This window comes from Oceanisphaera sediminis (assembly GCF_039539745.1).
In the GTDB taxonomy this organism is placed as follows: Bacteria; Pseudomonadota; Gammaproteobacteria; order Enterobacterales; family Aeromonadaceae; genus Oceanimonas; species Oceanimonas sediminis.
In genome coordinates, this window is the sequence record NZ_BAABDS010000009.1 from 15,052 (window position 1) to 29,793 (window position 14,742).

A 14,742-nucleotide genomic window follows, 5' to 3' on the forward strand; every position below is an offset into this window, starting at 1 on the left:
GGGCCGGGCTGGCCGAGCAGGCGCCCACACTCTAATACCCATATCCAACGTCAAGGAGCAAGACAATGACCGTTAAAACCGTACATACCGCACAGGTTCAGGCATTACTGGAAAAAATCGCCGGGTTCGATCAGGAAGGTGGCAACCAGCGCACCAAGGTGCTGATACACCGTATCATGAAAGACGTATTCCAGATCATCGAAGATCTGGACGTGACCCCGGAAGAGTTCTGGAGTGCCGTCTACTACATCAACGAGCTGGGCCAGAACGGCGAGGCCGGTCTGCTGGCCCCGGGCCTGGGCATGGACCATTACCTGGATATCCGCATGGATACCGCCGATGCCGAAGCCGGTCTGAGCGGCGGTACGCCGCGTACCATCGAAGGTCCGCTGTACGTGGCCGGCGCACCTCTTAGCGAGGGTTTCGCCCGCATGGATGATGGTACACAGGACGGTGAAACCCTGATCATCACGGGTTTGGTGACCGATGAGGCAGGCCAGCCGCTAGCGGATGCTGTCGTCGATATCTGGCACGCCGATCTTAAAGGCGCCTACTCTTACTTCGATCAGTCCCAGAGCGAGTACAACCTGCGCCGACGTATCAAGACCGATGCCGAGGGGCGCTACACCGCCCAGAGCATCATTCCGTCAGGCTACGGTTGCCCGTCCGAAGGTTCCACCCAGAAACTGCTCAACCAACTGGGTCGCCACGGCCGGCGCCCGGCACACATCCACTACTTCATCTCCAAACCGGGCTACCGTCACCTGACCACCCAGATTAACCTGGCCGGTGACGAGTACACCTTTGATGACTTCGCCTTCGCCACTCGCGACGAGCTGGTAGTGGAAGGCAAGCGCATCGAGGATCCGGTCCTGGCTAAACAGTATGGATTAAGCCAGCCGTTCACCCGCATGGAGTTCAACATTCAGCTGCTGGCCACCGACAATCCCAACCAGCAACAACCGCACGAGCGCAAACGCGCCTTGCTGACACAATAAGTCCAGGCATATCCCACCCTGCCGGGGGCCGTCAAACGGCCCCCTTTTTCTCAGATCCGGTGCGCTCCAAGGCTGCATGAGTTCCACATAAATTATGCGCGATGACTTACGAGGTTTTCGGCCCGCATCAGAGCCTCTAATGGCGACCGGATCCCACAATCCGGATTTCGCGGTTTACAGTCTTGACGAACTGCTCTAAACAGAAGACTCCGTTGCACATCTTCAGGGCAACCCTGCCCGGATTGACAGGGGGTTTTTATGGATATCAATGCGCTGCAAACGCTGCTGTTTGTTCCGGCCAACCGGCCGGAACGTTTCGACAAGGCTCTGGCCAGCGGGGCCGACGCCATCATCATCGATCTGGAAGACGCGGTACCGGCGGCAGAAAAAGACGCCGCCTGCACCACCCTGAGCGGCTGGCTGGACAAACAGGCCGCCAACTCGGTGCTGGTGCGCATCAACGGCACCGGCAGCCCCTGGTTTAATCAGGACAGTGCCCTTTGCCGCTCTCCGGCGGTCGCCGCCATCGTGGTGCCCAAGGCCGAAGATCCCGAGGCGTTGCAAGAGCTGGCCCACATCACCGAAAAACCCCTGTTACCCTTTATTGAATCGGCGCTGGCCTTTACCCGGTTGAACGAGATTGCCGCCGCCCCCGGCGTGGCCCGCCTGCTGTTCGGCAAGCTGGATCTGGCGCTGGATCTGGGCATGGACTATCCGCCACCGGCGGGCGAGCCGCTCGACGAATCGGCCTTTCTGTTTGCCCGCAGCCAGCTGGTGATGTGTTCGCGCATTCATGGGCTGGCAGCACCGCTGGACGCCATTTATACCGCCATTCACGATCCCAAGGGGCTGACCGCCTACATTCGTCAGGGCATGCGGCTGGGCTGTGGTGGGCTTCTGCTCATTCATCCGGCTCAGGTGGCACCGGCCCGGCAGGCGCTGGCGCCCACCAGTGCCCAGATCAACTGGGCCAGACACGTGCTGGATGCCGAACAACGACTCAAGGGCGCCGTGGTGGCGGTGAGCGGCAACATGGTGGATACCCCGGTCATGGCGCGGGCGCGCCGCATCATGGCCTCGGTCAACGACCGGCTGAAATAGCGAAAAAACGGCGCGTTTCAGATACAATCCCTTTTTTGATCATCTGATGAGCGGTCGTGGCTGCTCATAAAAAAGGAGCCGTCATGCTGGTAAAAGTATTACGTAATGGGATTGGGGGGATTTGGCAGCTGGGTGATTTCATTACTCGTCCTACCAAAATGCGCCGAGCACCACAAGCACAGCAACAGGTGGATGAAGCCTGCGAGCAACTGGCACTGTATCAGCTGCCGCGCTGTCCCTTCTGTATCAAGGTTCGTCGCAACATGCACAAGCTGAACCTGCCCATAGCACTGCGTAATGTTCAGCCCGGCTCCCCGCATAGAGACGAGCTGCAGGCCGGCGGTGGGCGTATCAAGTCTCCCTGCCTGCGCATCGAGGAAAACGGCGAAAGCCGCTGGATGTATGAGTCGAATGACATCATCGCCTATCTGCAGCAGCGCTTCGGCTGAACAAATAAAACAGCCCGCGGATCAATCGATCCGCGGGCTGTTTTCATTCGGATTAATCCGTCGTTATCAGTAGTTGCTCTGCACATCACGCGCGGCTTCTTCCACCGCCTCGCCACCTTTCTGAATATCCTTGCCGGCACCGGCAAAGGTGTTGCAGCCTGCCAGACCGGCAACCAGGCCTGCCGCCATCAGGGTTGCCAGTAATATCTTCGCCATCTTCGTTTCCCTCTTGCCGAGTTGATAACCATTCAGAGTATAGACTCAACGGGGCGACAAAAATGACTCACCCAAGTTTAGGGTCTGTTGACCTTTCGCGGTTAAATTTTGTTCGAGTTAAACGCGTTTTTATCGCGACGAGAGGGGTGTAGCCTAGTCATTCTAAGCAAAGCCCTCTCAACAAAGAGAAAAACGCGTTTAGCCGAACCCGCAGGGCAGCGCTTGTGGGGTCTTGCTACTGCGTTATCGCTTATTTATGTAGCGTGACTACACGGCATAAGCGCTGCCTTGTATCAAGACCCCACAAACTGCTGCAAAAATCATCTCGAAAAGTCAACAGACCCTAATCATGGCCTCGGCCAAATCCGGAATGGGCCGGCCGATATGATAGCCCTGGGCATAATCGATACCGGTCGCCTGCACCAGAGCCAGCACTTCCTGCGTTTCCACGTATTCCGCCACCGTTTTCACACCCAACTGCTTTGCCAACTGCGTGATACTGCTGACAAACGCCATGTCCCGACTGTCATTGGCCATGTTGGCGATAAACTCGCCTTCGATTTTTACAAAGTCGATCGGTAAATGCTTCAGGTAATGAAAAGACGAAAAACCCGAGCCAAAATCATCGATTGCCAGTAAAAAACCGGCATCTTTCAGTGCCCGAATAAACTTCTCCAGCAACACCATGCTCTTTATCGTATCTCTTTCGGTGATCTCGAACACGATACGGCCCGGGCACATTGCATACTGCGCAACCAGCCTGTCTACCCGGCCCAGAAAATCACTGACCAGCACAGATCGCGGCGACAGGTTGATAAACAGCAACCCTCGATAACCGGTCGCGCCTACCTGGGCAAAGGCCTTTTCCATCACGATATAATCGAGCAGATGTACCTTGCCCATGGACTCGGCAATTTCGATGAACTCACCGGCATTCATCAGGCTGTCATCCGCCAGCCGAATGCGACTCAGTACTTCCACCGCCCCCGGCTCGCCATCACCCATGGGTAATATCGGCTGAAACACCGGCAGCAAGGTTCGCTGTTCGATAGCCTGGTTCACCAGCTGGGTCTTTTCGCTCATATCGCGGAAAACTTCTGCCACATCCTGCTCTTTCGGCAAGCTGACCCGGTTTTTTCCCTGCGCCTTGGCGCGGTACATCAGGTTATCCACGAACATGAACAGTTCTTTGGCATTGTCTGCATGGTCGGGATACAGGCCCACACCAATGGAACAGCTCGTTTTCAGCATGCTGCCGTCGTATTCCATCACAAAGCTGTCCAGTGCCTGCAGGATCTGCTCACTCACCTGCTCGGCCCGCTCCATATCGGCCTCGGGCAGCACCACCACAAACTCGTCACCACCGTAACGGGCCAGCACATCGCCATTGCCCAGTTGCTGCTTGAGCAACACCGACAGCTCGGTCAGCAACCGATCACCACTGGCATGGCCGTAACCATCGTTAATCGATTTGAAGTTGTCCAAATCCAGCAGCAGCATGGCCACCGGATACTCGTGCCGGCGACTGCGATCCAGCTCATACTCAAGCAGTTCCCAGAACATACGCTGGTTATAGAGATTGGTGAGCGGATCCCGGGTCGCGTAATATTCCAGATCCCGGGTGTATTTGTAGATGGCCTTGACCGACCCCACCACGTTGAGCAGGGTAGACAGGATACTCTCCAGCACCAGCACCTTGGTTCTGTCCTTGACGATATCCGCCTGCACCCCGATGCCGACAATACCGCCGATTTTCGGGATTTCCACCAGCAGGGATTTGGTCTGCAGTTCAATATCATGAGTATCCAGCTCGATAACCACTTCACTGCCCCCCTGCACCATGTTGTGATGCAGCTTGAACTCGCTGTGGCGGAACAGGGAGTCCTGGGCTCTGAGCCGGTGCAGCACCGCCTGTTCCATCATGTTCAGGGTTTGCGGGCTGGGTGGATGCAGCCAGAAAATCTCCAGGTCAAACAACTCATCATCCACCTTGAAGATGGAGAACATGGTGTAAATATCCAGCACCTTGTTGATGTCAATCATCAGCACGTTGACATACTCGCGCCAGTCACGCACCACTTCCGAGGTAATGACAAACTTTTCCAGCAGGCGAATCTCGAATTCCAGCAGATCCTTGTCTACCGCAATATTGCGCAGCTTGTCGGCCAGTTGCTCGACCTGACCGAAAATACTGTTCATCTCTTTAAAACGAAAATCGCTGCGCCCTTCCCCCATGCGCGACAGGTCGGACAGGGTTTCGACCTGTTCGATACTGCGAGAAAGCTGCTGAACCGAATCGTTGATATGCAGGCTGACCCGGCGCACCGCCCAGAAGGCAAACAGTAAAGGAAGAGGAGACAGCAGCAACAGGTAATAAAGCAAATTACGGTTGGCCATGCCGAGCTGGGCCGACAAATCCTGCTGTACCTCGATCACTCCCAGGGTATCGCCTGCCCGAGCATTGGTATGACAGGCCAGACAGTTTTCACGGGCATTGAGCGGATAAAGGTAACGCAGGTGCTCGCCCTGATCGAAGGCGGCCACCTGCCCGGTCGACAGCACACTGTGCAACGAACTATCCAGCGCCGGCTGCTCTATCTCGCCGAAGCGGGCATCGACCAGACCGCCCCGGTACAGGTTGATACGAATGTTGCCCTCGAGGCTGCCGGACTCCAGTTCGCTCAGAAACGATTCCAACTGTGATCGGGTCCAGCCCTGACTCATGATGAGATACATGGAATTGAAGGTATTCTTTGCCACCGAGGAAGCTACCTGATGGGCATTTTCCCGGATACTGCTCTGATAGGCCTGATTTGCCACCAGCAGCAACAACAAGAAGCCGATAATGGAAAAAAACAGGGTACGATTCAGCAGATAGCGCTTGATTGTGGTTGGGCGTCCAGCCATGGTGGCGAGCTCTCCTTGTCACCGAAGCGCCGACTATACCCAAGAGACCCGAATGGTGCATCCTGCAGATGACATGTTATTGATACAAATCAATAACATTAATAAAAATAGCCCCCCCGAATAATGACTGCTTGAAATGCAATGCCAAGACACCTTTTTCATGATGCTATGCCCGGCACCCAGAGGGCAGAACGAAACAGCAAAACGGCAAATATCAGGCTGGCTATCACCACCGGATAAACCAGATAGCCGTCATTGCTGCGCCGCGCCTGCAGAAACAGCAGCCGCCCCAGCAACCACTGATAACCCAGCATCAGCACACTCAGCACCACAAAACCAATCAGATCCTGCTCGGCGCTGCGCAGGCCATAGCCCAGCAATAACAGCAGGTCGAGCAGGATCAAATACAGCGTTATTTTATGTAAGGTACGCCCCAGAGGGTGAGGCTGGCCCGCAGCAGCACGCATCGCGTCTCCTTTGCTTATGCTGAATCTTTCCTTAATAACGACCCAACGGCACAAAAATAAAGTTTGGGTACGCAACTTGCTTACCCGAATACCATGAAAATAATCCCTTTGCTGCTGTTACTGATCGGACTGACTATTCGTCCCGCTCTCGCCCTGCCCTTTGCCCCGGGTCTTTACGAGCGCCCCGAGGTGCAACGCGAGCTGGACTACCTGCGCCGCCACCCCAGTCACCTCGAGCTTAGCCGCACCAGGGCGGAAAACTGGCTTCCCCACCTGCTTCCGTTATTGCGCCAACACCAGCTTCCGCCCGAACTGGCCTGGCTGCCGGTGGTGGAAAGTGCCTACCAGCCCGGCGCCCTGTCTCATGCCGGTGCCGCCGGTTTGTGGCAACTGATGCCCGCCACCGCCCGCCGCTTCGGCATCCGTATCGACGACGAATTCGACGGCCGCTTCGCCACCCTCGGCGCCAGCCGCGCCGCACTGGGCTATTTGTCCTGGTTGCATGGTTATTTCGACGGCGACTGGCTGCTGGCACTGGCAGCCTATAACGCCGGAGAAGGCCGGGTCAGACGGGCCATGCGCAAAAGCGGCAGCCGAGATTTCTGGCAATTACCTCTGCCAAAGGAGACCCGCCGTTATGTACCCCGCTTTCTGGCGGTACAAAAACTGCTGGCCACCCCGATGGCCCGTGGCCGTTCCTCGCTCAGCGAACACAAGATCACGGGACCGGTGTCACTGAGTCGGCTGGCACGCCAACTGGGCGTCAGCGTCGCTGACTTGAAGCAATGGAACCTTGCCCTGAAAGGGGAATCATTATCGGCGCACGAGGAATACTCGATTCTGGTAGCCAGTGACAGGCGGGCCGGCACCGAGCAGCTGGTGCCCATTCGTCCGCAACCCTTGTTCATGGCTCCGGCTGCGGGGTTGGATTTATCCTCTTCCGGCGCCCTGTTCGGTGAGGTCAAGGCCCCGTTCAGCACGGCGCCTCCCCCTGGCTGGAATCGCCCCTGATCCACAGCGGCAACTCAAGCACGACAGAACAGGATTAATGAACGATGTTGTCAGCCGTATTTTCCAGTTGGGCACGCTGGGCCTGCTTGTCGAATACGCCGCCGGGTAACCCGGCTTCATACAGCTGCAGCAGCAATTGCTCGGCCTGCTCACTCAGCAGCATCAGCTCGACCCGACGGTTGTCACCGGAAGTGGGATCTTCCAGATTGAACGGCGCCTGATCGGCCATCGCCACCACCTGCAATACCCGCCCGGCGGGCACGCCGGCCAGTTGCAACAGCTGACGCACGTTCTGTGCCCGGGCACCGGACAGATCCCAGTTGGAATAATGCTGGCTGACATAACGGACCGAGTCGGTATGGCCCGAGATCAGCAACCGGTTTTCCACTTTTTCAAACACCGGCGCCAGGGTCTTGAGCAGTTGCTCGAAGTCACCGGCCAGCCTCGCACTGCCCCGATCGAACATGGGTTTGTCGCCATGATCGTGGATCTGGATGCGCAACCCTTCCGGCACCACATCCAGCTGCAGGTTGTCTTCCATGCCCTGACGTTCGGCCAGCTGACCAATCAATATTGCCAGCCGGCGCTTGTCCTGTTCGCTTTCTACCCGTCCCGGGCGCAGATCATCCAGGCTAAGTAACGGCTGAGAGGCCAGAGAAACATCCTGCAGCTGGGTTGCCTGGCCCGGAATCTGGGCTACCGGCTGCCCCTGCAAGTCGGCCGGAAAAGGCGTACCGCCCAGCAGATAGGGGCTGCTGCTGCCTTCAAACACCGAGTAGTCCCGCAGCTGACTGGATATGGTTTCCCGTTCCTGCTCGCTCGACACCGCCAGAATCCACAGCACCATGAACAGCGCCATCATGGCCAGGGCAAAGTCGGCAAAGGCCACTTTCCAGGCACCACCGTGGTGGCCTTCGCCCTTATGGCGCGACTTGCGTTTGACGATTACGGTTCCATGGTCACGCATCAGGGGGCTTCCGCTTCCGTCATCCAGGATTCCATATCGATAAAGCTGGGCTTGATGTCCTGCTCAATCAGCTTGCGTCCCGCATCCACCGCCAGCAGCGGCGACTTGCCGCTGATATGGGACACCAGTATCGCCCGCACACATTCCAGCGCGGTAATACGCCGACTTACCCACTGTTCCATGGCATGGCTGGCCGGGCTGAACAGGCAGTAACAGACAAAAATCCCCAGGAAGGTGCCCACCAGCGCCGCCGCCACGTGCACGCCAATATAGGTGAGCGGGCCGTCCAGATGCTGCATGGTGATGATGATGCCCATCACCGCCGCCAGAATGCCGAAACCGGGCATGGCATCGGCGGTTTTGGCCAGCGCCTGCGAGGGCTTGATCATGCTTTCTTCCAGCGCCTCCACTTCCAGCTCGAGCAGCGCTTCCAGCTCGTGGGCACTGAGCTTGCCCATGCCCAGCATGCGCAAATTATCGATAATAAAGCCCAGCAGCTCCGGATTTTGGGTCACCAGTGGATAACGACTGAACAGCGGGCTGGTTTGGGGGGATTCCACATGACCGTCCAGCGCCTTCAGCCCCTTGAGCCGGGTTTCCTGCAGCAACTGATGCATCAGCGGCAGCAACTGACGATACAGCTCGGCGTCATCTTTCTGGCCACGACAAATGGCCTTTAGCTGATGCCAGATTCCCTTGAGCACGGCGGTAGAATTGCCCAGGATGAGCGCGCCGAGACCCGCGCCCATGATGATGATGATTTCGGCCGGTTGCCACAGGGCCGCCAGCTTGCCGTTGGCCATGATAAAACCACCAAAAACGCAGATCAGGATGACCGCGATACCTAACAGCTTCTGCATTATTACACCTCTCCGTTTACCGTGAGTTCACGGTTTAATAATGCCAGGCACTGCTTGTGCAGCTGGCAGACTCTGGACTCGGTCAAATCCAGCACCAGGGCAATTTCCTTCATGTTGAGTTCATGCTGGTAATACAGCGACATCAGCCGCTGTTCCCGCTCGGGCAACCGGGTCAGCAGGCCGGTAATGACCTGGCGCTGCTCCAGCTGTGCAAAGGACGAGTCCTGAGCCGGCTCCACGCCGTGTTCGAGCAGCTCCTGCAGGCTCTCCATTTCGGCCATCTGTCCGGCATAAACAATGTCGCGCAGCGCCGGCAGCTCGACTCCCATGGCCCGCGCCAGTTCGGTCTCGGTAGGACGCCGCCCCAGACGACGCATCAGCTCCCGCTCGGCCTGGGCACACTGGTGACTCTGCTGGCGTAGCTGACGCGGACGCCAGTCGTGTCTCCGCAGTTCATCCAGAATGGCGCCTCGAATGCGCTTGAAGGCAAAGCCGGCAAAGCTTTCATCCGGCGGCCCCCCGTAACGGCGCAAGGCTTCGAGCAACCCCATGATGCCAATCTGGGACATGTCGTCCGCATCCAGCATGGTGCCGGCCTGGTTTCTGAGCTGGCCCAGCACCCGCTTGACCAGTGGCAGATACTGATTCAGCCAGTAACTTTCGTTGTCGACCCGCGCGGTAGGCAGCGTCGGCTCGGCCTCGGGCCAGTCCTGCTCCTGCAGCATGCCCATGGTTACTGAATCACCAGTTTGGTGATCAGCACCGCTTCGACCGAAGGCGCATAGTCGTAGCTTTCCAGCCGCTGGTTCAGCGCCGTCTGCAGCTCCTGTTCGAAGCGACTCATGTCCTGCAACTGCTGCTGTACCTGCTCATGATCGAAGCCGCTGAAGTAGGTCAGGGTGGTGTTGCGCAATGCCGGTAGCACCCCTTCCCACAGCGCCACCTGGTTGGGCCGTCGACTCATCAACGCCAGTTCCAGTACCATGTAATGATTGCGCTCTGCACCGGGCAGACCTATCACGAACTGCTCCAGCGGCTGAAACCGAGGCTCGGTGACCGGCTCCGGCTCCGGGGTACTCTCAAACCAGGCCGCCCAGCCATCATTGACCCAGCGATCACGATAATCGGCCAGCACAAAGGTGCCGGCCCACATGCCGGCCAGTGAGGCGAGCAGCACCAGCAGTACTATCAAGAGAGGGGTACGTAATTTTTTTGCCACTTTATCTTCCTCGGTTATGCCAGGGCGTTAATCCAGTCACGAACGTATCGTTCCTGCTTCATCGGTTCGCCCGCGTCGGCCAATGCCGCGCCTATATGCTGTTCACCAGGCTCGGGCGAGCCTGATGACTGCCGGTCTCCCTGGCCGACGTTCACTTCAACTCCGCCGCTGTGGTGCGGCAGCAATTCACTGCGCAGCCGATCCGCCTGGGCGGTCAACGCATCGCGCAACGCGCCCTGGCTGGCGTTGATCTGAATATGCAGCCGATCACCATCGAGACGCACGCTCAGCTCCAGGCGGCCCATTTCCGGCGGATCCAGCTTGATCCGGGCTTGCTGCACCTGCTGATTGAGCTGCAGCTCGACCTTGTCTTTCAGCGCCTGCAGCAACTGCTCGCCTAGGGCGGCCTTGTTGCCGGGGCTCACTGTCAGCGGCGCCCACTCATGCACCACCGGTGCCAGGCCACGGGCCGAATCCACCGCCACAACGGACGTCGTGGCGGTAAGGCTGTTGCTGGCTACGGTGGCATCCTTAATGTCGATGGCAGGCAAAGCAGGCAGCCCCGGCTTGCCGGACAGTTGCTTGAGTAACATCTGGTTGACCGAAACGGCCGACGGGGTGCCTGCCGCTATCTCCGCTTTGGATGCATCAGGCACAGCGGTACCGGTCACGGGCTGAAGCGAAGGAGATGTCTGCCCCGACTCGGCCAGACTTCGATAGCGCAATCCCCATTGCTGGGCTGCGGGTTCCACGCTGACGGAAGCCGTCGTTTTGGCCTGGGTCGCATCACTCGCCGCTGCTTGCAACAAGGCGGTAACCGGCTCATCACCTGGAGTGTCTGCCAGCTCGGGGAGAACCGGTTCAACCGGCTGGTCAGCGGGTTCGGCTTCAACGGTGGTCTCTTGCTCTGGTTCGCGCGTTGCCGCAAGGTCCGGTGTTTCAGCCTCGGTCGTTTCAGGCAATGCCGGCTCGGTACTGTTCTCTACCAATGCCGCCTGCTCGCCACCATCGGCCTCGGTGGCTGGCAACTCCAGATTGACCGGCGCCTCACCCGATACTGCCGGTTCGTCCCGCGTGCTACCGGCCGCTTCATTCAGCAGGTTACCCAGCCGTTCGGCCACCCCGGCAAAGCCGGACTCGCCCGGCGTATTGGCCGCGAGCCTGGGCTCGCCGGGAGGCGTCCCCCGCCCCGGCACCGCCGCGGGTAAAATCATCATGACGACTCATCCAGCCGGCTCACCCAGTCATAGGCCAGGGTGCCTTCGTGTTGCTGGCGCAGGTCGGTCAGTTGCTGACCCAGTTCATCGCTCTGCTGACGGATGCTTTCCCACAACTGCTTATACTGACTGGCAAACTGGGTCAGTACCTGTTGTTGCTGCTGATTGAGCTGCTCCCGGTGAGGCGCCAGCTCGGCCAGACAGGCCCGCAATTGATGATCCAGCTCTTCCAGCCAGCCCCACTGTCGCGCCTCCGCCGCCTGACCGATACGCTGTTGCAGCATCAGCAGGCGACCAAACAAAGGCGCCAGCACCGAACGGTTCATGCGCTTGCCCTCACACTCGGCGGCGGAATCCGGTTTTCCGCCTTGGGGAGATTGAGGTTCCGTTTGTACATCAAGCCTCCGCCTCGCTGCCCAGCCCCAGCCAGCCGACGCGTAGATCCTCCAGCACTCGAATCACCGGAGCCAGATGGGCTGGCTCGTTGTTTACGCTGGCGCTGAACAGCTGGCGGCCGCAATAGTCATATAACTGATGCAGGTTTTCGGCCAGGGCTCCGCCCTGCTTCAAATCCAGCGCGCTGTCCAAACCACCAATAATATCAATGGCTTTGGCAATACTTCGGCCTTTTTCTTCCAGCCGGCCACCCAGCATATGGCCTTCGGCCCGGGCGATTTCGTCCAACAATCCATCCATCAGCATCAGCACCAGTTCACGGGGCGAGGCCTGGGCGGCCCGGGCGTCGGTCTGGGTATGCTGGTAAACATCAAAGCCGGAATCGGCATCAAACATGGGGCGGCTCCTACCTCGGTTAAAACATGCTCATGGTCTGTTGCATTTGTTGTGCCAAGGTGTTCATGCGGGTGAACTGCCCCAGATAACGCTGATAAACCTTGTTCATGCGGGTATCCAGTGACTCCTGCCGGTCGGTGATCCTGTCCAGCCCCGCCTGCAGGCTGCGGTCGCGCTGAACCAGAATGCCGTTACGATCCAGATACGGCTTGGTATCGGCTTCCAGCCGGGTCAACAAGCCATCGGTGCCGGTGAGTGCCGTTTCCAAGGCGCCGGGCTTGTCTTGCTGCAGCTTGGCCATGGCGGCGGTGTCGAGCGACAACTTGCCATAACGATCGGTCTTGATGCCCAATTCGGACAAACCGATATCGCCGCTCGGATTGGACAGGGTGCCACGCAAGCGGCCCAGCAGACCTCGGCTCATGCTGTCGCCACTCAGGGCCGCCGTTTTGCCGTCTTTACTGCGGGTCTGCAGTTCCACTTCCGACACCAGGGCGTTGTAGGCGCTGACGATGCCCTCGAGCGAACTTTCAATCGCTTCCTGATCGGTGGCGACCGACAGCGTCAGTGGCGCATCGACATAAGCACCGGCACCGTCCTGGGCGTGAACCTTGTTGACGGTCAGGCTGAGGCCATCAATCTGGCCATCGAAGGTGTTGGTACTGCTGGATAGCTGCAGGCCACCGGCGCCGCCCAGTTCAATCTGGGCATCCTGGGCCTGACTGAGCTGTTTTTTGGTGCTCAGCGCCGCATTCAGGTCGGTGTAGGCGGCTTCACCATTGCCGCCACTCAGGCTGATACTCATGGCCTGGCTGGCGCCGGTCTTGGCACTGGTCAGCAGCAACTGGGTCTGGCCATCGGCCCGGATCAGCGAGGCGGTCACGCCGCTGTTGTCGGTCGCCTGATTGATGGCATCACGCAGCTCGCTCAGGCCGGAGCCCGGTGCCAGCGTCGACAAGTCCAGGCTCATGGTATTGCCGTCGAGGCTGATATCGAGCTGGCCCTGGCTGGGAGCCGTCCAGTCATCGGCCAGCGCCAGTGCCTGCTGATCCGCCTGAGCCAGCTGCTTGACGTACAGCTGGTAGTCACCGTTCACCGCCCCACTGTTGACGGTGGCGCTGACATAGCCTTCGGCGGAAGTGGTCGCCGACTGACTCTGCAGCCCGGCGCCATCGGTCAGCGCCTTGATGCTGTCCTGCAGGCCCTGCAACTTGGTTTTAATCTTGTTATAAGCGTCTTTCTGGCTGGCCAGCTCGCTCTGCTGACCTCTCAGCAAGCTGTCCAATGGTGTGCGCTCGGCCGACGTCAGCATCTGCGCCATAGAAGAAGGATCCATACTGCCCATCCCAAACATTGCCACCTCCGGGTGAAGTTAACGTCGATCGTGTTGACGAGATTTGACTGATTAGTTGTGACTAACGACAAAGGACAGGGATGACTTGAATGGCAATGCTGAATGACCACCATCGTTCACCGGACGCACCAACGCCGGGCAAAAAAAAAGCGGCTCCAAAAGAGCCGCAAAAAGACAAACCATGCCAATGAATACCAGTAGGGCATTCCCGGCAAAGTAAGCTAAAGCAAGGCCCGACCAAAGGCCCTACAAGAAGGAAACGTATAATCTGACAGAAAGAAAACCTATGACTTAACGCAGCAGTGACATCACCAGGCCGCTGCTCTGGTTGGCGTTGCTCAGCACCGACATGCCGGACTGCATCAGCATCTGGTTCTTGGACATGTTGGACGCTTCCTGAGCGAAGTCGGCATCCATGATACGGCCCTTGGCCGCTTCACCATTCTCACGCATGTTGCCCAGGTTGGTGATGGTGTGTTCCAGACGGTTGATGTTGGCACCCAAATCACCACGTATGGCAGTTACGGAGTCCAGCAGTGTATTCATATCGGTGATGGCGGTCGTCGAGTTGGCCTGTGTGGTCAAATCGCCCAGCGTGGTGGCACCCGGCACACCGATATCGGTATTCAGAGCGGTCACTTTTGCTCCAACATTAACGGTCAGGGTCTCGGCAGTACCGGCACCAATCTGGAATTTAACGCCGGCTGCCGCTTCAAACTTGCCACCGGTATTCAGCAGCTTGGTACCGGCACCATAGCTGGTGTTTTCCATGATATTGGCCAGCTCTTCACCCAGTTGCTGGTATTCAGCATCCATGGCCGTATTTTCGGCGGCAGAGTTGGTACCGTTGGCACCCTGAGTCGCCAGATCCTTCATGCGCTGGGCAATATTGGTCATCTCGTCGAAAGCGCTTTCGGCAGTCTGCATCATGGAAATAGCATCCTGCGAGTTACGCATGGCCACACCCTGACCGTTGGTCTGGGCCTGCAGTCGAGTAGCAATTTGCAGGCCGGCCGCATCATCGGCGGCGGAGTTAATGCGAAAACCGGTGCCCAGACGCTCCATGGCGGTGCCCAGCATCTTGTTGGTACTGTTCAGGGTGTTCTGGGTCACCAGAGAGGTAAAATTGGTATGAATGGACATGCCCATGATCGTTTTCCTTTTGAATAAGGTGTTTTGATTCA

General features: G+C 58.2%; 16 protein-coding genes. 4 read left to right on the forward strand and 12 right to left on the reverse strand.

Annotation, left to right across the window (positions count from 1 at the left end):
- Positions 1–65: 65 nt before the first annotated feature.
- The 3 genes from catA to ABD827_RS03450 all read left to right on the forward strand — a co-directional run bounded on the left by catA (position 66) and on the right by ABD827_RS03450 (position 2,548).
- Positions 66–998 (forward strand): catechol 1,2-dioxygenase, encoded by a 933-nt coding sequence (gene catA / locus ABD827_RS03440; protein WP_344962347.1) that lies wholly within the window; start codon positions 66–68, stop codon positions 996–998.
- 258 nt (positions 999–1,256) lie between these two features.
- Entirely contained in the window at positions 1,257–2,099 is an 843-nt protein-coding gene (locus tag ABD827_RS03445; RefSeq protein WP_344962349.1) for an HpcH/HpaI aldolase/citrate lyase family protein, read from the forward strand.
- Positions 2,100–2,182: 83 nt separating this feature from the next.
- Entirely contained in the window at positions 2,183–2,548 is a 366-nt protein-coding gene (locus tag ABD827_RS03450; RefSeq protein WP_344962351.1) for a glutathione S-transferase N-terminal domain-containing protein, read from the forward strand.
- A 66-nt stretch (positions 2,549–2,614) separates the two neighbouring features.
- Here ABD827_RS03450 and ABD827_RS03455 read toward each other — a convergent pair whose 3' ends face one another.
- From ABD827_RS03455 to ABD827_RS03465, 3 genes are all read right to left on the reverse strand, one after another.
- The gene (locus ABD827_RS03455; protein WP_344962353.1) at positions 2,615–2,764 is read right to left on the reverse strand and encodes an entericidin A/B family lipoprotein; all 150 of its coding nucleotides are present in this window, start codon (positions 2,762–2,764) and stop codon (positions 2,615–2,617) included.
- A 333-nt stretch (positions 2,765–3,097) separates the two neighbouring features.
- Positions 3,098–5,671 carry a putative bifunctional diguanylate cyclase/phosphodiesterase gene (locus ABD827_RS03460; protein WP_344962355.1) on the reverse strand — a complete coding sequence of 858 codons (2,574 nt, stop codon included), beginning with the start codon at positions 5,669–5,671 and terminating at the stop codon, positions 3,098–3,100.
- Positions 5,672–5,829: 158 nt separating this feature from the next.
- Entirely contained in the window at positions 5,830–6,138 is a 309-nt protein-coding gene (locus tag ABD827_RS03465) for a hypothetical protein (RefSeq protein WP_344962357.1), read from the reverse strand.
- A gap of 93 nt (positions 6,139–6,231) precedes the next feature.
- On the opposite strand from ABD827_RS03465, the gene ABD827_RS03470 reads away from it, so the two are divergent.
- On the forward strand, positions 6,232–7,149 hold the full coding sequence (locus ABD827_RS03470; protein ID WP_344962359.1) for a lytic transglycosylase domain-containing protein: 918 nt from the start codon (positions 6,232–6,234) through the stop codon (positions 7,147–7,149).
- Positions 7,150–7,183: 34 nt separating this feature from the next.
- Here ABD827_RS03470 and ABD827_RS03475 read toward each other — a convergent pair whose 3' ends face one another.
- The 9 genes from ABD827_RS03475 to lafA all read right to left on the reverse strand — a co-directional run bounded on the left by ABD827_RS03475 (position 7,184) and on the right by lafA (position 14,707).
- Positions 7,184–8,116, reverse strand: coding sequence for a flagellar motor protein MotB (locus tag ABD827_RS03475; RefSeq protein ID WP_344962361.1), 933 nt, complete (start codon positions 8,114–8,116; stop codon positions 7,184–7,186).
- Positions 8,116–8,976 carry a flagellar motor stator protein MotA gene (gene motA / locus ABD827_RS03480; RefSeq protein ID WP_344962363.1) on the reverse strand — a complete coding sequence of 287 codons (861 nt, stop codon included), beginning with the start codon at positions 8,974–8,976 and terminating at the stop codon, positions 8,116–8,118. The genes ABD827_RS03475 and motA overlap by 1 nt, the downstream gene beginning before the upstream one ends.
- Positions 8,977–8,978: 2 nt before the next feature.
- The gene (locus ABD827_RS03485) at positions 8,979–9,701 is read right to left on the reverse strand and encodes a FliA/WhiG family RNA polymerase sigma factor (RefSeq protein WP_425567963.1); all 723 of its coding nucleotides are present in this window, start codon (positions 9,699–9,701) and stop codon (positions 8,979–8,981) included.
- Positions 9,702–9,709: 8 nt separating this feature from the next.
- Positions 9,710–10,195: a flagellar basal body-associated FliL family protein gene (locus tag ABD827_RS03490; RefSeq protein WP_344962367.1), complete on the reverse strand. Its 486-nt coding sequence runs from the start codon at positions 10,193–10,195 to the stop codon at positions 9,710–9,712.
- 14 nt (positions 10,196–10,209) lie between these two features.
- Complete coding sequence (locus tag ABD827_RS03495) at positions 10,210–11,412, reverse strand: flagellar hook-length control protein FliK (RefSeq protein ID WP_344962369.1); 1,203 nt, start codon at positions 11,410–11,412, stop codon at positions 10,210–10,212.
- The gene (locus ABD827_RS03500) at positions 11,409–11,738 is read right to left on the reverse strand and encodes a hypothetical protein (RefSeq protein WP_344962371.1); all 330 of its coding nucleotides are present in this window, start codon (positions 11,736–11,738) and stop codon (positions 11,409–11,411) included. Before ABD827_RS03500 ends, ABD827_RS03495 begins: the two co-directional genes overlap by 4 nt.
- A gap of 70 nt (positions 11,739–11,808) precedes the next feature.
- A complete protein-coding gene (fliS, locus tag ABD827_RS03505; RefSeq protein ID WP_344962373.1) occupies positions 11,809–12,204 on the reverse strand; it encodes a flagellar export chaperone FliS in 396 nt (131 codons plus the stop codon).
- Positions 12,205–12,223: 19 nt separating this feature from the next.
- The gene (fliD, locus tag ABD827_RS03510; RefSeq protein ID WP_344962375.1) at positions 12,224–13,540 is read right to left on the reverse strand and encodes a flagellar filament capping protein FliD; all 1,317 of its coding nucleotides are present in this window, start codon (positions 13,538–13,540) and stop codon (positions 12,224–12,226) included.
- A gap of 309 nt (positions 13,541–13,849) precedes the next feature.
- Entirely contained in the window at positions 13,850–14,707 is an 858-nt protein-coding gene (gene lafA / locus ABD827_RS03515; protein ID WP_344962377.1) for a lateral flagellin LafA, read from the reverse strand.
- Between the last annotated feature and the right edge of the window lie 35 nt (positions 14,708–14,742).